Source organism: Alteromonas sp. ABH4_452 (genome assembly GCF_056311825.1).
In genome coordinates this window covers 1,912,818-1,933,471 of the sequence record NZ_CM149973.1, presented here as the reverse complement: position 1 = coordinate 1,933,471, position 20,654 = coordinate 1,912,818, and the positions used below count along the sequence as shown (strand labels likewise).

15 protein-coding genes are annotated in these 20,654 nt (G+C 43.4%); 4 read left to right on the top strand and 11 right to left on the bottom strand.

Features of this window, described 5'->3' with window-relative positions; all coding sequences use genetic code 11:
• Positions 1–56 precede the first annotated feature (56 nt).
• The gene (gene ribF / locus ACYX4N_RS08205) at positions 57–977 is read right to left on the bottom strand and encodes a bifunctional riboflavin kinase/FAD synthetase (protein ID WP_476056212.1); all 921 of its coding nucleotides are present in this window, start codon (positions 975–977) and stop codon (positions 57–59) included.
• 117 nt (positions 978–1,094) lie between these two features.
• Positions 1,095–2,654 carry a murein biosynthesis integral membrane protein MurJ gene (murJ, locus tag ACYX4N_RS08200; protein ID WP_476056211.1) on the bottom strand — a complete coding sequence of 520 codons (1,560 nt, stop codon included), beginning with the start codon at positions 2,652–2,654 and terminating at the stop codon, positions 1,095–1,097.
• A 438-nt stretch (positions 2,655–3,092) separates the two neighbouring features.
• Between murJ and rpsT the strand changes: the two genes are divergently transcribed.
• A complete protein-coding gene (gene rpsT, locus ACYX4N_RS08195; RefSeq protein WP_014950134.1) occupies positions 3,093–3,356 on the top strand; it encodes a 30S ribosomal protein S20 in 264 nt (87 codons plus the stop codon).
• 177 nt (positions 3,357–3,533) lie between these two features.
• Here rpsT and ACYX4N_RS08190 read toward each other — a convergent pair whose 3' ends face one another.
• The 4 genes from ACYX4N_RS08190 to ACYX4N_RS08175 all read right to left on the bottom strand — a co-directional run bounded on the left by ACYX4N_RS08190 (position 3,534) and on the right by ACYX4N_RS08175 (position 7,330).
• Positions 3,534–4,286: an SDR family oxidoreductase gene (locus ACYX4N_RS08190; protein ID WP_239257843.1), complete on the bottom strand. Its 753-nt coding sequence runs from the start codon at positions 4,284–4,286 to the stop codon at positions 3,534–3,536.
• The gene (locus ACYX4N_RS08185) at positions 4,286–5,416 is read right to left on the bottom strand and encodes a phosphotransferase family protein (RefSeq protein WP_476056210.1); all 1,131 of its coding nucleotides are present in this window, start codon (positions 5,414–5,416) and stop codon (positions 4,286–4,288) included. Before ACYX4N_RS08185 ends, ACYX4N_RS08190 begins: the two co-directional genes overlap by 1 nt.
• 169 nt (positions 5,417–5,585) lie before the next feature.
• The gene (locus ACYX4N_RS08180) at positions 5,586–6,416 is read right to left on the bottom strand and encodes an SDR family oxidoreductase (RefSeq protein WP_476056428.1); all 831 of its coding nucleotides are present in this window, start codon (positions 6,414–6,416) and stop codon (positions 5,586–5,588) included.
• Positions 6,417–6,436: 20 nt separating this feature from the next.
• A complete protein-coding gene (locus ACYX4N_RS08175; protein WP_476056209.1) occupies positions 6,437–7,330 on the bottom strand; it encodes a bile acid:sodium symporter family protein in 894 nt (297 codons plus the stop codon).
• 104 nt (positions 7,331–7,434) lie between these two features.
• On the opposite strand from ACYX4N_RS08175, the gene ACYX4N_RS08170 reads away from it, so the two are divergent.
• Positions 7,435–8,340 (top strand): LysR family transcriptional regulator, encoded by a 906-nt coding sequence (locus ACYX4N_RS08170; protein WP_476056208.1) that lies wholly within the window; start codon positions 7,435–7,437, stop codon positions 8,338–8,340.
• Between the two features lie 51 nt (positions 8,341–8,391).
• Here ACYX4N_RS08170 and ACYX4N_RS08165 read toward each other — a convergent pair whose 3' ends face one another.
• Positions 8,392–10,410: a hypothetical protein gene (locus tag ACYX4N_RS08165; protein ID WP_476056207.1), complete on the bottom strand. Its 2,019-nt coding sequence runs from the start codon at positions 10,408–10,410 to the stop codon at positions 8,392–8,394.
• A 300-nt stretch (positions 10,411–10,710) separates the two neighbouring features.
• On the opposite strand from ACYX4N_RS08165, the gene ACYX4N_RS08160 reads away from it, so the two are divergent.
• Together ACYX4N_RS08160 and olsF are read left to right on the top strand one after the other, a co-directional pair.
• Entirely contained in the window at positions 10,711–11,508 is a 798-nt protein-coding gene (locus ACYX4N_RS08160) for a UDP-2,3-diacylglucosamine diphosphatase (protein ID WP_474805753.1), read from the top strand.
• Between the two features lie 193 nt (positions 11,509–11,701).
• Entirely contained in the window at positions 11,702–13,420 is a 1,719-nt protein-coding gene (olsF, locus tag ACYX4N_RS08155) for a bifunctional ornithine lipid synthase OlsF (RefSeq protein WP_476056206.1), read from the top strand.
• A 104-nt stretch (positions 13,421–13,524) separates the two neighbouring features.
• On the opposite strand, the gene dapE is transcribed toward olsF, so the two are convergent.
• From dapE to lon, 4 genes are all read right to left on the bottom strand, one after another.
• Entirely contained in the window at positions 13,525–14,700 is a 1,176-nt protein-coding gene (gene dapE / locus ACYX4N_RS08150; protein WP_476056205.1) for a succinyl-diaminopimelate desuccinylase, read from the bottom strand.
• Between the two features lie 616 nt (positions 14,701–15,316).
• On the bottom strand, positions 15,317–17,209 hold the full coding sequence (locus ACYX4N_RS08145; protein ID WP_476056204.1) for a SurA N-terminal domain-containing protein: 1,893 nt from the start codon (positions 17,207–17,209) through the stop codon (positions 15,317–15,319).
• Between the two features lie 312 nt (positions 17,210–17,521).
• On the bottom strand, positions 17,522–17,794 hold the full coding sequence (gene hupB / locus ACYX4N_RS08140) for a nucleoid-associated protein HU-beta (protein ID WP_012518978.1): 273 nt from the start codon (positions 17,792–17,794) through the stop codon (positions 17,522–17,524).
• Between the two features lie 321 nt (positions 17,795–18,115).
• Positions 18,116–20,467, bottom strand: coding sequence for an endopeptidase La (gene lon, locus ACYX4N_RS08135; RefSeq protein ID WP_476056203.1), 2,352 nt, complete (start codon positions 20,465–20,467; stop codon positions 18,116–18,118).
• Positions 20,468–20,654: the final 187 nt, after the last annotated feature.

The following is a 20,654-nucleotide window of genomic DNA, read 5'->3' as shown; positions in this document are numbered from 1 at the left end:
TCGAGCGCAATAAAACTAATATGCGCAGAAACTTTTCGTGACTTTATCACGTTTAACTATGCTAATAACAGACGCGCTTGTGCTGCATCTGCTTGGATTTGATCTTTCAACGCCTCAAAAGAATCAAATTTAATTTCATCTCTTATTTTTGCCATCGGAAACACCGTAATAGGCTTGCCGTATAGGTCAGATGACAAATCAAAAATATGGACTTCCAGCTGGTTTCTTACCCCGTTAACAGTAGGACGGGTGCCAATATTGGCAACGCCGTTATAATGTTTTCCATCTACGTCAACACGTACTGCGAACACGCCGTGAATGGGCGTTTTTTGGCGTTTTAGCATGACATTCGCGGTGGGGAAACCAATGGTGCGACCTTTTTTCTCGCCGTGAACCACCCTGCCGTGAATAGCAAACGGGCGCCCTAGCATTTCGGTAGACAGACCAAAGTCGCTGTCAGCCAGCGCTTCTCTCACCGCGGTAGAGCTTATTCGATGGGCATGCATGGTAAAACTGTGGGTGCTTACTACTTCGAAACCGTATTGGCGACCTGCCGCCTCAAGCATTTCGAAATCCCCTTTGCGACCATTGCCAAAACGGAAGTCGTCACCAACCACTAGAAATTTAACACCCAGTTTGTCCACCAATAAATCGTGGACAAACGTGTCGGCACTTTGTTTTGCAAACTCCGCGTTAAAGCGCACAGCAAGCAGTCTGTCGACACCTTGTTGACGCAACAATTCGTACTTTTCACGAAGAGGGCTAATACGCGCTGGCGCCTTATCAGGCATAAAAACTTCTTCAGGCTGCGGTTCAAACACCATCACGGTGGCAGGAAGTGATAGCGATTTCGCTTTTCCAAGCACATTAGCTAGCACAGCTTGATGACCACGGTGTACACCATCGAACTTACCGATAGTGAGCACACACCCTTTGTGATGAGGTTTTACATTGTTTAGCCCGCGGATAAATTCCACTGTTAGCCACTACCTTTTAACTGCTAGAAATTCAAAGCTCGCGATTATAGCCGACCACGAGCACAATACCAAGCGCGTGCACATTCCCGCTCAGCGTCCTTTCACTACCTTTAAAATTTACTCGCCACCGCTTCTGAAATGCCTAGGGCGCATGCCCAATACTACCATGCTGGCCATGAACAGTATGACCGACAGCGAAATGGTTATTCCTACTTCTAACATTTGGGCGGAAAGCGATAAATCAAAGAAAGCTAAGCCTTGATCTCGGTAATAAATAAGCCCGCCCATCGCTGCACTTGCAATTACCACCCGCGCTATAAACAGAACCGATGTGCGGCTAAGCGCAAACACTCCTTGACGATGCAGCGTTATGTAGAGCAAAGCGGCGTTGAGCGTCGCAGACATGCTAGTTGCAATAGCTAATCCCACATAACCAAAAGGTATAGCTAGGACTACGTTAAACACCATATTAGCGACCATACACCAGATGCCAAATTTCACCGGCGTTTTGGTGTCTTGGCGAGAGTAAAAACCTGGCGCAAGAATTTTAACCAGCATAAAGCTTAGCAAGCCAAACGAGTACGCGGTAAGCGAATAAGAGGCCATAATAGCCGTTTCAGCAGTAAAAGCTCCGCGTTGGAAGATAACAGTTAAAATAGGTCTTGCCATTACGCCGAGCCCTACTGCAGCAGGAATGCCCAATAAACACACCATGCGAAACGCCCAATCGATATTCGCGGCAAACGCTTTGGGGTTGTTACTTACGTGATTTCTAGACAAGGTAGGTAGAATTACCGTTGCGATGGCGATACCAAACAACCCTAGGGGAAATTCAAGCAGCCTGTCAGAATAGTACAACCAGCTTATTGAACCGGTCACTAAAAAGCTGGCGATAAAGGTATCAAACAGCAAGTTAATCTGACCTACTGACACACCGAACAATGCGGGGATCATTAAGGTACGCACTTTAACCACATTTTCGTCGTGCCAGCCCCACTTTGGTTTGGCTAAAAGCCCAGCCCTGAACAAGAACGGTAGTTGAAACAGGAACTGAACAATACCGCCGATAAACACGCCCCAAGCTAGGGCGTAAGCGGGTTGTTCCAGCGTAGGTGCTAAGTATATTGCACATGCGATAATGCATACATTAAGTAAAACGGGGGTAAAAGCGGCAACCGCAAATTTATTGAGCGTATTGAGTATCGCCCCTGCCAAGCCGGTCAAAGAGATAAATGCTAAATAGGGAAAGGTAATTTTCAACATGGTCGAGGCAAGCACAAATTTGTCGCCGGCTTCATCGCCTTCCAGCCATGCCATAAACCAACCGGTACCAAACAGGGCTGCCAAAACAGGTGATGCAATAACACCAATAATTGACACCACAAAAACGATAGCGCCTAAGGTGCCGCTAATTTTTGCAACAAATTCTCGTAACTGCTTTTTATCGTCGTTTTCGTGAACCTCGGTTAACACCGGAATAAACGCTTGCGCAAATGCGCCTTCAGCGAATAGACGACGTAAAAAATTGGGAATTTTGTTGGCAAAGAAAAATACGTCTGCGGCTGCCCCATCGCCCATAAGCTTGGCAACAACAACATCACGTACTAGGCCTAATACTCGCGAGACCAAGGTCATAATACTGACGATAAGACCAGATTTTATTAACTTCCGTGACACGTCACACTTCCAATAAGAGATAAAGAATAGGCTGAACAGCAAACGCTTTTTTTAAGAGTGATTAAAGGCGTCCGCTCCAAGTCAAGAGGCAACAATAGGTTGCGAGCGAGCCATAATAGCGAAAGCCTATGGTCTACGAAACGATTTATTCAAAATAGTTGTGCACCTTTATGGACTTTCTTGCTATAATCCGCGCCCGATATGGGGTGCTGTTGTTTATGCATGTCTATCGCTTAAATGTCCTGAAAGAATTCCGTTACAGATATCTTTCAAAAAATTTCGCAGAGAATGTGCAACGTGTTGAGCATACTTTGTGTTCAATAGCTTGCGCGTTTTAACGCGGAACGATTTAAGTTTTAAATCGTTTGACATTTGGGCGTTTGGTAGGCACAATCCGCACCCTCGTTTTTGACATGAATTTATTTTGGGAGTTACACCTTGGCTAACATTAAGTCTGCTAAGAAGCGTGCAATCCAAGCCGAAAAGCGTCGTCAGCACAACGCTAGCCGTCGTTCAATGACTCGTACAAGCATCAAGAAAGTTATCGCTGCAATTGCAAGCGGTGACAAAGAAGCGGCACAAGCTGCACTTACTGCTGCTACTCCAGTACTTGACAGAATGGCTACTAAAGGCTTGATTCACAAGAACAAAGCTGCTCGTCATAAGAGCCGTCTAGCTGCACAAATTAAAGCACTAGGTTAATCTTTACGATTAGTAGTAAAAAAGCGCCCTTCGGCGCTTTTTTTGTATCTGTAATCAAATCGACGTTTATTTATCATTTCCGAATAAGCATTAAACTTACAAGCATAAAGCCCACCATTAGGCGAGCTCTCTCACTAGATAAAAAGTCTTTGCGCTGTGTTCACACTTTATACGCTATCAGCTCATCTTCCTTATTGAGCTAGCCGGCGCGATACGCATGATCCAGTGAAGAATTGCCCAAGGCCAGCTTGGTACAAAAGCGTTCGCCTTCTCTTTATTAATTGCATTGACCATAGCGCGACAGCCCACATCGGTATCAACAATAAATGGTACCTTCTCAACTTTTTCATTTATTTCACTTCGAATGAAACCAGGATGAATGCAGGTGACATTAATCGGCGTATTCATTACATCCATTCGAATGCCCTCAGTCATAGACGTTAGACCTGCCTTCGTAGCGGCGTAAACGGTCATAGCACGTCTAAACCCGCGCACAGCACTTATAGATGAAATCGTTACTAAATGACCACTATTTTGCGCCCTAAAGATAGCCATAGCCGCTTCACATTGTGCTAGCGCCGACACAAAGTTAGTCACCGCCGTTTGCTTGTTAGCGTGGAAATACCCTGTGCCAATTGACGCGCCCTTCCCCATCCCTGCATTCACGATGACTCTATCGAGTGTTCCCATGTCAGCTTTGAATGCGTCGAACACTTCAAAAACCGCATCGTGATCATTGACATCAAGCGAGCGAATGTACACGTCAATGTTTGGGTTAATTGAAAGTAATTCTTCTTTCAGTTTTTCTAAGTTCTCAAAGCGCCTTGCGCATAGCGCTAAGTTACATCCTTGTTTGGCAAACTCAATCGCCATTCCCTTGCCTAAGCCGGAACTCGCGCCCGTGATCAGAATATTGCGTCTTGTTGTCATTATCGTTTTCCTGATGCTTTGATGGCCTTATTACAGCGCCACATTAAGTAATGAATGAAGATCCAAAAGTTTTTAAAAGCTGGATTATTGGTTTGCTTGTGGTGATAGCGATAGTAAATTTGCTGGGCAATACCGGCTAAACGGAAAAGTCCATAAACCTCATAGAAAGCAAAATCTTCAACATCTATCTCCATTTCTTTGCAGTAATACGCCACAACTTGTTCACGAGTGAGCATTCCCGGTAAGTGAGTTGGCTGACGACGTGTTGATTGCGCTAAAAAGTCATCATCAGCTTGCACCCAATACGCCAAGGTATTGCCTAAGTCCATAAGCGGGTCACCTAAGGTGGCTAGCTCCCAATCTAACACACCAATGATTTGGGTATAGTTATCAGGCTTTAACACCACGTTATCAAACCGGAAGTCATTGTGCGTTATACAAATGCGTTCTTGGTCAGGCATGTTGTTCTCTAGCCAACGCATAATTTTTTTACCCGAGGGGACATTCCAGGTTTTCGCTTTACTATAACGCTCACTCCACCCGCTTATTTGCCGCTCTATGTACCCAGCACCTTTCCCCAAGTGCTCAAGCCCCGCTTTTTTATAATCAACTTTATGAAGTTCAATTAAACTATCAAGTACATTAGTGCAAAGCTGCTTGGTTTGCTGATCTGTTGTCTCTAAACCTCTGGGTAAGTTCTTTCGTGGTATCACGCCAGTAAACTTTTCCATTACGTAGAACTCAGTGCCTAATACGCTTTCATCTTCACAGAGCCCAAGCATTTCTGGCACATAGCGATAAACAGGCTTTAACGCGTGCTGTAATCGATACTCTCGCCCCATATCGTGAGCCCCTTTGGCTTTTGTACCTGCTGGTGCCCTACGCAAAATTAATGACGTTTGTTGGCTGTCGTCTTGGTTACTGTTTTGATAGTCCAAGCAGTACGTCCAATTAGACGCGCCACCGGAATATTGGGTTACTTTAGGCAATGTTTCGCTGCCTTGTATAGCAGCAACCATGGTTGGACTAGATGCGTTAATATGTTCTTTAAGCCAATTGTGTACAGCGCCGACGTCTAGCTCTTCCCCTGCTCGCACGCTATCCGCTTTATCTACTACCTGTTGTTGCATATATCGTTCTTCTTTTATTTTTGTATTAAACGCTTTTTCAAAGCTAGTTATTGGTACGCATTTATTCGAAACTAATTTTGTCTTTCGCAGCTCATCACCTAACTCATATTAGCGAGTGTTAACAAGGTTTCTGGCAATAAGGCGCTAACAAAAAGCCTGTTTTTATTCTTTAATTGCTCTTTTCCATCGCTCGTTTCATCGTTTTAGTTTGATTGAGCATATTGCTTATATAGCGCTGGGTGGGTAACAACTTTTTCAATAAGAACGCCCGTTTGCCTAACTTGTGAGTGAGGATAAGAAACTTCCCTTGACTGACTTGTTGATATATTGACTCTGCCACCTCTTCTTTAGTCATATCTGCCTTAGCGAAAAACTTATTGATCATCTTATGCGAGGCTGGATTGCTACTTCGCATCGATTCATCTAAATTCGTTTTAAAGAAACTAGGGCATACCACACTAACGTTAATGTTATCGGGAGCTAGTTCCAATTTCATGGTTTCTGAAAACGACACTACAGCCGCTTTTACTGAGTTATAGCTTCCCATATAAGGAATAGGTGTGAGCCCTGCTTGCGAGGCAACATTGATAAAGTAACCACTGCCTTGCTTTCGCATTAAAGGTAAAAGGGCACGACTTACTCTTACCATGCCTAACACGTTAATATCGAATACCCACTGCCACTGATCGATAGTTTCGTCTAAAAGACTCCCCCCCGTAGCGACCCCAGCGTTATTGAACACATAATCAACGCCTCCCCAGCGAGTTTCGATAGTTTGCGCTAGGGCTTTAACGTCATTGTCAGAGGTTATATCGCAGTGAACATAAAACGCATTTGCACCTTGTGCACAAAGCATACCTACCGTTTCAACGCCCCTTTCTTGATTAATATCGGCAACACAAATATTTATATCTTTATCTTTGTTTACCCACTTTTCCGTCCATTTTAGGGCAATGGCCTGACCTAAGCCGGTGGCACCACCGGTAATCAATAAACGCATCATGTGTTTCCTATTTATTATTATTTCACGAGTATTTTTGGCGTTGTTTTTACGGCTATTTTTGCATTTCGTTTTGCCCACAGAGCTAATAATGCAGGACCGATGTACATGGCTATACCGTAAACGCCAGGGGCGATGGCATAGTCAGGCGCTTGTAAAAAAGTAATGCATATGAGCATGGCAAGAGCCGCGTTTTGTACGCCTATTTCAATAGCAAGCGTAAGCGAGTCTTTAAATGCTAGGTTTGAAAGCTTAGCAAGCCCGAGGCCTAACAATACCGATAATAAATTTAACGTTAAACATATCAAAAACGCGCTTTCAAAGGACGCGGCTAAATTATTTCTTTCAGAAACCAGAACGCCGACAATCATGAGCAACATGAAATACATCGAAAACTGCCGAAAAAAGTTCTCTGTTTTCTTGGCAAACACCAGATAAAATCGACGAATTGTCATGCCAATAACGACCGGTAGAATCGACACGCCGACGAGCCCTATAACGGTTTGGATAATAGAAAATTCTGGCGCGTTTTCTTTTACAAAGTAATCAATCGCAAATTGAATAATAAATGGCGTGGTAAACACGCAAGCAATAGTAGAAATAGCGGTTAGGCTAACTGAAAGGGCTAGGTTGGCTTTTGCAATATGGCTGATTAAATTACTGGTAGTACCGCCAGGGCATGCTGCCAAAACCATTACGCCAACAGCAATATAGTCAGGCACACTAAACGCAATACATAAACTTAAAGCTAGCAAAGGCAACAAGATAATTTGGCCTATAAAGCCTGTTATTACCGCCCTAGGCGCTTTCAGCAATCGGGCAAAGTCAGCAAGGGTTAGGGTTAGCCCCATGCCAAACATCACAAATGCCAACGCTAGAGGTAACAACACCTCGGTAAGTACAGATGCCTGCATACACACGCCCCTTACAAAAGAAACCTTTTATTAACATTTAACACAGTGTACTCTGTTCAACAATAAATAGAAATGATGCCTTATTATGGAAACCCATAAATAATATGCATGGAAAAATAGATTTTAATTTGTTCGTAGTGCTACGTGCAGTCTATGAGCACGGCAGTATTACAAAAGCCGCCAATGCACTACATATTACTCAGCCTGCGGTAAGTCATGCATTAGGGCGGTTAAGAGATAAATTTGATGATCCGCTGTTTATTCGTCATGGGCGACAAGTAGTCCCTACCCCGTTCTGCCAAGGCATCATTACATCGGTCGTGACATCAATTGAAACCCTTGAAAATACCTTAAGAGGCAAGGTTGAGTTCGACATAGGTGATAAACCACGCACGGTTAACCTTGGACTGCGCGATATCCTAGAATCTATATTTTTTCCAACGTTAATTCCTGAACTTGTTCAAAACACGCCTAATATCACGGTAAATAGCAGGCAAGTAACCTGGCCCGAACTTGCCCCGGCACTTACTAACAAAGAGGTCGATATTGTCATTGATGCCCTCGTTCCTACCAGCAGTGAGATACGTTCTCAGTTTATCTGCGAGGAAACCTTTGTGGTAGTATGTGCACCAACAAATAGCTACCTAGACAATCCCAGTATTGAACACTACTCAGCGGCACAGCATGCGCTCGTGTCTTTGAAAGATTCTAAACTAGACACCGTTGATCTCGCCCTTGCTCAACACAATTTGCATCGAAAAATATCCCTACAATGTGAGCACTACTTTGCCGCTGTTAATGTAGTGAGTCAGTGTGACCTACTGCTTACTATGCCAGCACGCTTTGCACATCAGTTCAGCGACAAATGTTATATCGAGACTTTGCCACTTCCGTTTGAAGTACCTCCTCTTCCCGTGCACATGTACTGGCACAAAAATGCGGATGAAGATTTAGTAAATATTTGGATGCGGGAGAAGCTTTTAGAAGTAGCAAATAAATTGGGGCTATAAAAAAGCCGATACACTGAGGTATCGGCTTATACTATCTTCACGTTATCAGAATTAAAGAATTGGAAGTGTTAACTTACCCGATGCATTTTCGCCAGCTTTTGTTTGATACTCATAACTAAAAGTCGCACTGACAGGATTTTCCGCAGTGTTGTCCTCTAGATATAGGCTGATTCTATCTCTGTAGATGTATTCGCCATCAGCTACTGTTGTACCACTTATATACGAAGTATAAGCCTGATTAGAGATACTTTCATTTTGAGCCACGTTTATTGCAAGCAAACGCTGCATAGAAATGTTTTCATCTCGAACTAGCTCATATCTATTCACAAAAGCGTATTCATTTCCATTTTCAGTGTAACTTTCAAAATTAATAATAAGGTAATTAAGTGATTCAACTGAAGTTGGCAATAGAATACTGACTGAATTACCAAAATTATTTGCCGAGTTTGCAACCCCGGCTGTATTTTCACTAACGATAACTGAGCCATTAGAATAGTAATTGCTGTTATCTAATTTTAAAGCGTTGATATCGAACTCTGCCGTTTCATCAGCGGGGGTGGTAAATGAATAATCATCACCATAAATATTTGCTGAAACACCACCAGAGGCTGGAGAAACTTCACCAATTGCAAAACGGTAGTTAGTGTTAGTTTGCAATTCTGTTGCTGGAGAAAACGTGTGCTTAACACCATCAAGGTCCACGCTCTGGCTAAGCTCTACACTTGCCTCTTCACTTAAAATATAAGTGTAACCATTAGGAACGCTATCATCAGCAGACTCATTGCCGCGAACAATTGAAACTTCGTCGAAAGTCAGGCTAACCTCGTCCAGATCTATGTCAACAGCTTCGCTGTAATACACTGAATAGGCAAAATTAGACGGGTTAACATTCGTAGTAATAACTTCAACGGTTGCTTGGGGCTCAACTTCAGTAGGAACTAAGACTAAGTTAATAATCTCAGAGTCAGCTACTGTGTAATAGCTATTTGACTCAAACCCACTTGTACTAACGTTAATTGAAGTTTCACCTGTGGCAGAACGTGTTGAACGACTCAGGTTAATACTGCCTGTCGAATAGGTGATATCACCTACTTGGAAATAGGACATTTCAAACGAAATACCACCATCAAATGGAACCACTAACTCATAAAAACCACTTTCTTCATCATATTCAGACGTGTACGTTTCCTCTGACGTATCCATCATGAACTCAGCGCCTGCGATAGGCTCGCCCATACTGTCAATCAGGCTAATTACAACAGTTTTCTCTTCTGCTGTAACTTCATCGTATTGACCAAGGCTGATTTCCTCTTCTGAAAACTCACTTGCGTCGTAAATAAACAGTGTATCACCAGATATATTCACATTGCCGATGTTAGTGAAGTCGAAGTCTGCTTCTCCGTCGTTATCTATGTCGATGTTCGCGCGTAATGTAACGTTTAAATCACGTGGCAAAGTTATTTGATAAGTTTGTGTTTCTTCATTGAATTCGCTCTCATGGGCAAAATCAAATACGCTGCTGGTAGATGTCCCCGAAAAAGAAAAACCAATAAAGCTAAGTCCTCCGACTGCTTCGCCGCTTTCCGTGTCCGTAACGCTGAACTCTACCTCAACAGGTGTAGATACTCCTATGATACCAATGTCGTCATACCCTTCCCCTGAGCTCACAGGGCCAGTGGTAATAAAAAATGCGCGTTCTAAGTAACTTTCATCAGTGGAAGAAACTACAACGGTAAGGTCAGCACTCGCTGGTAAGCCTTCTAAGTTAAAACCGCCATTCTCTGAAGTTACACCTTCAGCAACCACTGTATTTCCTTGATAAACAGCGACGTTTAAGCCTACTAAAGGTACATCAGTGCGTGTATCAACCACAGCGCCTGCCAGCGTAACCGAAGTTTGATTATTTTCGATTTGCTCTGCCAGGAGGTTGTTTTGTTCAGTAAGTACAGAATTTTGTTGATTAAGTGCGTCAACAACTCCGTCGTTACTATCGTCATCAACTTCAATGCACCCTGTAAGAGCGAGGGATACAAAAAGTGGGATCGGTGCGAGCTTTTTATTTATTTTCATGAGTGGCCTCTTAGTTTTTACGTTACATCACAATAGAAACTAAGGACGAAGAGAGAACGAGAGGATATTAATAACGGTCTGAATACTAAGACTGAACTACCTTGTACGTTACGAAACTTCATCCTTGAAATACCAGAGTATCCGATACGAATTCAATTTGCATGTAATTTGTAACGATAATTGCCCCCCGCTTCTTATACTTTAGATTAAGTTTGTAACACAATGGTCAAGCAAGCGTCACGGTAGTGTCAATTTGCAGACCTATAGTGACGGTCCAAGGCATCGCTTTGGGAAACCGCTATGAAAAAGACACATTATCGTACGCTTTGGCTTTCAGATATCCATTTGGGAAATCGCGACTGCAAAGCTGAATACTTACTTTCCTTTCTGGACAGCATCACGGTAGACACCTTGTATTTGGTAGGCGACATTGTTGATATGTGGCAAATGACCAAACAATTTCGCTGGCCAAAGGCGCACAATCAAGTCATGCACAAATTCATGCAAATGAGTCAGGAAGGTACACGTGTAGTGTACTTACCCGGCAACCATGATGAGCCAATTCAATCTTACTCTGGTATGGCCTTTGGCGATATTGAAATAGAGCGTGAGCTGGTGCACACCACGGCACAGGGAAAACGTTACCTGGTTTTACATGGCGATCAGTTCGATGGCGATGTGACCATGGGCAAATTCCATGCGTGGATTGGCGATAAAGGTTATGACCTCTTGCTTTTTCTAAATCGCGAATTCAACCGTTTGCGCGCGTGGCGCAAGCGAGAATACTGGTCACTAGCGGGCTACATTAAAAAGCACATTAAAGGAGCAAATGAAGCCATTGCTCGATATCGCGAAGCATGCTGCAAGCGTGCCGACGATATGGGGCTAGATGGTGTAGTGTGTGGTCATATTCATCACCCTGAAAGTAGTTTTGAAAACGGCATACACTACATTAATGATGGTGACTGGATAGAAAACTGTAGCGCTCTCGCTGAAGACATGAATGGTAATTTATCTCTTATTCATTATCTCGATTCACTAGAATCAGCTACGGTAACATCAATCACAACCAAAACCTCTCGATCAAAAGCTGCGTAGTTACTGCTACTTTTCTGGGGGGCTTACAGGCCCCCTATCACTGCTTTTATTGAACCCTTCTACGCGAAACAAACTTGTCGAGCCAGCATCAATAACATCTTTTTAACACTGTCAAATAACTGCCATCAAACTGTGTAAAAAGCGTCACATTGTCCTGCTATTGTTCGCCAAAACCGAAAGAGAAACAGGTTCTATGTTTACTGTAAACGACGTACTGAACAAGCATTATCCTCAAGTAGCGAACAATCCTATTCTGTTTAAATCGCTGTCTTTCGTATTAAGACACCTTCTTCACGAACGCGAAATTACCGAATTTGGTGAAACCTATCCGCACTATGAAGACATTGATTTTGTAGAACAAGTGTTGGAGTACTTCAATATCAGCTACTCCACCCGTGATGTCGAAAAAGAACGTATTCCAAGCGAAGGCAAAGTGGTAATTATCGCAAACCACCCTATTGGCTCTCTCGATGCCCTTGCGCTAATTAAACTAGTTAGTGAAGTGCGGCACGACTTAAAAGTAGTGGCCAATGAAATGCTCATGGCTATCGAGCCTCTTCACGATATGTTGCTACCAGTAAATAATATGCAGGGTGGCACACCGAAGCAGCATTTATCGGCTATCCAAAAACACCTCAAAAGCGACGGTGCTATATTGATTTTTCCTGCCGGTGAAGTCTCTCGATTACGCCCGCAAGGTGTTCGCGACACGCGATGGCACACTGGCTTTTTGCGTATTGCAAAGCAAGCTAAAGCGCCGATATTGCCGGTTTATATTGACGCTAAAAATAGCCCCCTTTTTTACAGCGTGTCTATGGTATACAAACCACTCGCCACCGCACTGCTGGTTAAAGAAATGTTCAAACAGCGCAAAAAGCATTTACCTATGCGCATTGGCGAACTTATTCCTTTTGAAGCTTACCAGCAAACCAATATTCCGCTAAAAGAGCAGGTAAAGCTGTTTAAGCGCCACCTATATCGCATTGGCAGCAACAAGAAAGGCGTATTTGAAACGCAGGCGTCTATTGCTATGCCCGAAGACAGAAAAGAGCTCGCCCGCGCAATTCGAGAATGTGAGCATCTCGGAGAAACGGGTGATGGAAAGTCTATCTACCTGTATCAGCACAAAAGCTGCTCGCCAATTATGCGTGAGATAGGCCGCTTGCGAGAAGTCGCATTTCGCGCCGTGGGAGAAGGCACCAATAAACGTAGAGATATTGATCAATACGACTCTTACTATTATCACCTTGTGCTATGGGACGACAGCGACTTGGAAATTGTAGGCGCCTATCGCTTTGGCGATGCAGAACTTTTGACAGCGCCCGATCACCCTACGGGACTTTATTCTGCCACTTTATTTAATTATGGCAAAAACAACGACAAACTTTTTAAGGAAGGCCTAGAACTAGGGCGAAGCTTTGTTCAGCCTCGCTACTGGGGCAAACGCAGTTTAGATTACTTGTGGTTTGGTATTGGTGCATTTTTAAGTCGTTATCCCAAATATCGTTATCTATTTGGTGCAGTGTCACTTAGTAATGCCTATCCGGAACCAGCTAAAGACCTATTGGTACAATTTTACTCCACGTATTTTCCTGCAAAGTTTGGTGAAGCGACCTGTAAACGCCCTTATCAAATGGCTAACGATGCGCTACATCAATTCAAAGGTAACGATTACAAAGCCGAATTTACCGAGCTAAAGGATTTATTGGCTAATATGGGCGTTAACGTGCCTACGCTTTATAAGCAATACTCTGAACTGTCCAAAGACGGTGGTGTGGCGTTCCTTGGATTCAATGTCGACCCAGATTTTAACGACTGTATTGATGGCTTGGTAGTGGTTGATATGCAAAGCCTTACCGAGAAGAAACGCAAACGCTATTTAACTGACATTCAGCTTAAAGCCACTGCCTAATGTTTTAGGAAAGAACACGTCTTTTATAAAGCCTACGCAAAAGCTAAAAAGGGAGCGCCTAATTGACGCTCCCTTTTCATTTTTACTAGAAATATCAAATGTAATTATCGACCGCCAATATTTTTAAGAATATCCGTATAGATATCTTCAAGTGTAAGTAAATCCGATAAGTGAATGTGTTCGTTTACCTGATGGATAGTGGTGTTGGGCACACCGACTTCGACAACCTGTGTGTGTTCGCTTGAGAAGAAGCGCCCGTCTGACGTGCCGCCGGACGTACTAACTACAGGATAACGACCTGTGGCGGCTTTAATGGATTTCTCAACGCAAGCTATTAGGCAACACTCTGCATTACTATTAGGCTTGCTTAAGTATGCTTCACAGGGCCTTGAAAAGCTGACTTCGGCTTCTACATCAACGGTATTGATGATATTGCGTAGCAAAGCAGATAAGCGCTCTTGATCAAACTGCCACGAGTATCTTACGTTAAACTCTATACGAACAGCACTAGGCACTATGTTATCGGTGAAGCTTCCTGTATCCATATGTGTTACTTGAAGCGTGGTGCCAGGAAAGTCATCGCTTCCTGTATCAAAAGGATATTGAGTTAGTGCATTAACCACTCTACTCGCTTTGTGAATAGCATTCACTGCTGTCTTTGGGTATGCCACATGGCCTTGCTTTCCTGCAATATGGATAGTGCCTGAAAGTGAGCCCCTGCGACCAATCTTTATCGTATCGCCAGTTTTAGAAGATGCCGAAGGTTCGCCTACTAGGCACATATCAAGCTGTACATTTTTAGATGCTAAATATTCAGCTATCCATTTAGAGCCCCACTCCGCCTCCCCCTCTTCATCACTGGTGATTAGCCACCAGAAAGACATTTTATCAGGTTCTAAAGAGGCAATAGTTCGCTCAGTCGCTGCTAGCATAGCTGCAATGCCCGTTTTCATGTCGGCAGCACCGCGCCCATAAAGTTTATTTTTACTTATAACCGGGCTGAAAGGGGGAGATTTCCACTTATCGAGAGGGCCAGGAGGCACGACATCTGTATGGCCGCTAAATGCTAAGTGAACAGGCCCTTGCCCCCATCTGGCGATGAGGTTCTTGACCCCATTAATCTTATGCTTTTCACATGTAAAACCAAGCTTTTCAAGCTTATAGATTAGGTAGCTTTGACAACCCGCATCTATTGGAGTGATAGACTCTCTAGCCATGAGTACTTCGGCAAAGTGAATACTGCGCGCCGGCGCTAAAGAAGGTAAAGGCTGAATTGACATTCACGTAACCCAATTTAGAAACATGGGTCTATTACACAAATTTAAAGTGACACACTAATAACAGATTTGCGACAAAGTCATGACAACAAAGCCAAGGCTTTTTCTGCGTGAATGGTCGCAAATAAGAATACTGCAGGCGTATGGAAGTTTCGACCGGCCTCCCTAATATTTGTCTATAGCTCCACACATTGTTATAAATAGGCCACAACTTATAAGAAGGCAGTACTGTGTTAAAAATAATTGTTTTAATACCCCTTATCTTGTCATTACTTTGGTTTGGTTATTTGCAAGCCAATAAATATACTCTTGAACAAGGCAAGCAGGGGTTTCTTTACATATTCGTGCTATCCGGAGTTATTGCTGCGTTTTATACACTCTTGCTGTTTTTAACGCATTAGCTCTTTTTTGCCATAAAGTCTATCTCTTCGCACTAACCCTATGCAGCCTGTGAGATTAGCAAGTAAATTTACCACAGCATTGATTATGCTGTGCAGCACCAATTAAATAACCACTTAGCAAAATAAGTTAAGCGATCAAAAAAGCCAGCTTTGATTAAAAAGCTGGCTTTTCACTATTTCTTATTGTTACCACCCTACCATCGAGTGGCTCAAGCTACTTACAATGACTCTGAAATAGTCACTTCAGCATTTGCGCGAAGTGCATCGATATACTGCTGATAAACGCGTTGACCTTGTACTTGAGCAAGACGCTGTTTCAGGCTTTCACCTAGCTCGTTTTCAAGTTCAGGAGCAGCATTTACGCCTTCTAGCATTACAACTGCAACATCACCGTTAACTGTTGTTGCTACGTCAACTTTATCTTCACCTTCAAGACCCAGTGAGAAAAGCGTGTCAACCAATGCACGAGCCAGTGTACCACCTGATCTTGGCACTGCTGCTGCCGTTTCCCAAGCTACAGATTTTTCTGCAAGTTCGCTTTCAACATTTTCTTCTGCGCGTACTTTTTGTGCGATGTCAAAGGCCCAAGCTTCTGCTGCTTCTTTCGCTTTTTCAGCTTTTACTGATGCTTCAATTCCCTCGCGAACTTCATCTAGCGACTGAGTGCGTTGTGGTTGATGTTCGATAACACGTGCAACAATTACCGTCTCGTCATCAAGTTCAACGATGTCGCTGTTAAGGCCTTCTTCAACTAACTCTGATGAGAAAGCAACATCCAGCAAGCCGGGGAAGCTTAGCTCCGCAGGCGCCGTATTTCGGCTGAAAAGCACAGACTCTTGTATAGGTAGATCTACAGCATTAGCTGCATCTTCAAGCGTATCTGGCACCTCAAACGCAATTTCAGCTAAGGTATTTTGAAGCTCAAAATACTTCTCCATTGCCGCATCGTAAAGAAGGGTATCGCGAATCTCGCTAGCCACTTCATCGAATGATTTTACTTGCGCTTCTTTTAAATCTGTTAGCTTAATGATGTGAAAGCCAAACTCGGTCTCAACAACGTCAGATACATCACCGACGTTTTCTAAAGCAAACGCTGCTTCGTCGAACGCTGGATCCATCATTTCAGGTGTAATGAAATCTAGGTCACCGCCGTTCTCAGCTGAGAATGTGTCGTCAGAGTTTTCTTCAGCAAGCACTGCAAAGTCGGCACCGTTATCAAGCTCAGTTTTCAATGACTCTGCTTTTGCTTTCGCAGCGTCTTGGTCGTCACCTGCTTCGATAAGGATGTGTGAAACTCGGCGTTCCTCTTCAGTACCATAGCTTCCTAGGTTATTGTCATAATAGGTACGTACTGCTTCTTCATCTACAGAAACGCGACCTTTTAGATCTTCAACACTTAGTTTTACATAAGCCAGTTTCACCTGCTCTTCAGTATCGAAAGAGGCAATATTGTTATTGTAGAACGCTTCTACATCAGCATCTGTTACTTCGATAGAACTGGCAAATTCGTCAGAGCTCACTAATACGTATTTCGCATCACGAGTTTGACGTTGAAGGGCATTAGCCTGCTGCACTTCACCGTCTAGAGAAAATGAAGAATTCGTTAACGCTGCAGCCAATTGATTCTGAGTCATCTGCGTTCTTAGGTAGTCGCGAAAGTTTGCAACTTGAAAACCATTTTGACGGAGAATAGCTTGGAAACGCTCGTTATCAAACTGACCACCAAACTGAAATTCAGGCATTTGCACTATCGTTTCACGAATTTGTTCATCGCTTACGCGCAAGCCCATATCGGTAGCTTGTTGCTGAATCAGTTTTTCAGCAATAAGTCTGTCCAGTACATTTTTTCTAAAATCTGCGAGATATTCTTCGCTAGAGAAAAGCTGCGCGATGCTTTCGCCGTACTGTGACTCCATTTGTGCACGCTGGTTTTGGTATGCACGTTCTAGTTCTTGTGCCGAAATTTCTTCGCCGTTTACAGTTGCTACTGCTGTAGTGCCTGATGATGTTAGGTAGCTACCTACACCTGCGAATACGAAACTTAAAACGATAAGCGCAATAATCGCCATCGCCCAAGGGCCTTGAGAACCTTCTCTGATTCTTTCTAGCATGATTGTTCTTCAACTCCGTTGCTTACTACAATTACCCTAACCCATCACTTGCGGGCGAGCTCAAGGTAAAATAAGCGATGATTATAACCCAATGCCGCCGAATATAAACGCCAAAACAAACTATTTGTAATGTCTTTCGTCAAGTTAAGGCGTTTCTCTGACATGTATGAAAATCGGCATGCCTAAAGGGGAAATTCTTACTCTTGAAATATTGGGGTCAGAGTCGTTACTCTGACCCCAATATTGAATTCTTTGCTTTAGAAATAAAAAAGGCGATGGACTAGCCATCGCCTTTTTCTATAATTTTTTTGCTTAGTTACAAGCGTCTTTCAGTGCTTTACCAGCTTTGAAAGATGGAACTTTCGCTGCTGAAATCTGAATAGTCTCACCAGTTTGTGGGTTACGACCACTGCGAGCTGAACGTTCGCGAACTGAGAAAGTACCAAAGCCTACTAGTGCAACTTGGTCGCCGTCTTTTAGCGCCGCAGTTACTGAGTCAGTGAATGCGTCAAGAGCGCGGCCAGCAGCTGCTTTAGAAATGTCTGCACCAGCAGCGATTTGGTCGATAAGTTGAGACTTGTTCACAATTAGATCCCCTTCGATTGTTATTATACTGTTTGTCCAAAACGATTTTGCTTGAACGTTATAGCAAGCTTGATCGTTAACATCAAGCTTCAGTCACAAATAATTAACTTTTTAAATGAATCGCTGCAATCCCTTTTGTGGCAAGGCTTCAAGCGAATACCACTTAAAGGTAACACAACTTTTGCGACATGAAAGCCCTATTTTCAAAAAAATAAGCTTTTCTTTCGTCTAATGCGCATAATTTAGTCAATTATTGCATTTTTATAGCAAAAACAAGGCTGCACGCCTTTAAAATTAAAGGTATGCAGCTATACGTGTAAGTTACTTTTTAACCACTTCGAAACTTTCAACAGGCTCCTGAAGCGCAATATCAAGAACATCATCAATCCATTTAACCGGGTGAATTGATAAATCTTTCTTCACATTGTCTGGAATTTCTTCCAGATCACGCTCGTTGTCCTTTGGAATAACCACGGTTTTGATGCCACCACGGTGTGCTGCAAGTAACTTTTCTTTTAGACCACCAATAGCAAGTACTTCACCGCGAAGAGTAATTTCACCCGTCATGGCAACATCACACTTCACTGGGTTACCTGTTAGTGAAGATACTAAAGCGGTACACATTGCAATACCTGCGCTTGGGCCATCTTTTGGTGTTGCACCTTCAGGAACGTGCACATGAATATCACGCTTTTCATAAAAGTCGTTATTAATGCGAAGCTTTTCAGCGCGACTTCTTACCACTGTCATCGCTGCCTTAATTGACTCCTGCATGACATCGCCCAAAGAGCCTGTAGAAGTCATTTTTCCTTTACCTGGAACCGATGTGGTTTCAATGGTCAGTAGGTCGCCACCAACTTGCGTCCAAGCTAAACCGGTAACTTGACCGATTTGGTTGTCTTTGTCGGCTTTGCCGTAGTCGAAGCGCTGAACACCAAGATAGTCTTTAAGATTATCTTGAGTAACAACCACCTTATCTTTGCTTTTCGTAAGTAAGATATCTTTAACCGCTTTACGGCATACCTTAGACACTTCACGCTCTAAGCTTCTAACACCCGCTTCGCGTGTGTAGTAACGAATCATGCCGATGACAGCAGAATCTGTAATCTCAAGCTCTTTCGCTTTAAGGCCGTTGCGCTCCATTTGCTTACCAATTAAATGGTTCTTCGCAATGTTAAGCTTTTCGTCTTCGGTATAACCAGACAGTCGAATTACTTCCATACGGTCAAGCAACGGACCAGGGATATTCATGCTGTTAGAGGTTGCGACGAACATAACGTCAGATAGATCGTAATCAACTTCTAAATAATGGTCGCTAAAGCTGTTGTTCTGCTCAGGGTCAAGTACCTCTAGCAAGGCTGACGCTGGATCTCCTCGCATGTCTGATGACATCTTATCGATTTCATCAAGCAAGAATAGTGGGTTTTTAACCCCGACTTTCGCCATTTTTTGAACGAGTTTACCCGGCAGTGAGCCTATGTAGGTACGACGGTGACCACGTATCTCGGCCTCGTCTCGCACGCCGCCCAAGGCCATACGGACATATTTACGTCCCGTCGCTTTAGCGACAGACTGGCCAAGCGAGGTTTTACCTACACCTGGAGGCCCCACAAGACATAGAATTGGGCCTTTAAGCTTTTTAACACGCTGCTGAACCGCTAGGTATTCAAGAATACGTTCTTTTACCTTTTCTAGGCCGTAATGGTCTTCGTTAAGCACATCTTCAGCCCGTGAAAGATCTTTCTTCACCGGCGAGCGCTTATTCCAAGGAACACTAGTAAGCCAATCAATGTAGCTTCGAAGAACAGTAGCTTCTGCTGACATCGGTGACATCATTTTTAACTTTTGAAGTTCAGCTTTCGCCTTATCTTCTGCCTCTTTCGGCATTTTCGCGTCGGCAATCTTTTTAGATAGTGCCTCGAACTCATCGGGCGCATCGTCTAACTCACCCAATTCTTTTTGAATGGCTTTCATTTGCTCATTCAAATAATATTCGCGCTGGCTTTTTTCCATTTGCTTTTTAACGCGGGTGCGAATTTTCTTTTCCACCTGCAGCAAATCAATTTCCCCTTCCATCAGTGCCATCAAATACTCAAGGCGCTCATTAACACCCTGCATTTCTAGCACTTTTTGCTTTTCAGTAAGCTTTAGAGGCATGTGCGCAGCCATGGTATCTGCTAGACGCGCCGCATCTTCAATCCCATTAAGTGAAGTCAGTACTTCTGGCGGGATTTTCTTATTGAGTTTCACATAGCCTTCAAACTGTGAGACTGCAGAGCGAATCAAGACTTCTTGCTCACTCTCATCAATGCCTTCATCTTCTAACTTATCAACGTTAGCGACAAAGAAAGGCTCTGATTGTTTATAGCTTTCGATTGCACCACGTACGCTACCCTCTACAAGTACCTTTACAGTACCGTCAGGAAGCTTTAAAAGCTGTAGGATAGTAGCAATGGTACCTACAGTGTAAATATCGTCTGCTTCAGGCTCATCAACGCCCGCGTCTTTTTGTGCTACTAGAAAAATTTGTTTGTCATTATCCATTGCCGCTTCAAGGCAACGGATTGATTTCTCACGCCCAACAAATAGGGGTATGACCATATGCGGGTAAACAACCACGTCCCGCAAGGCAAGCACAGGAATTTCAATGCGATTTTCACGCTCAACTGTCATACTTGTTCTCAATTAGTTTGAAATGTCATTTTTATATGGGGATGCAAGAGCAAAGTTCAATCGAAACTTATTAAAGTGTGTTAATTCCTTAACCTTACCTTCCCTGCTCTAGGGCCAGTCGACCTTAATATAACCATTATCGATTTTGCACCGAATGGCAACACAAAACTAATAATTCTAGTAGAAA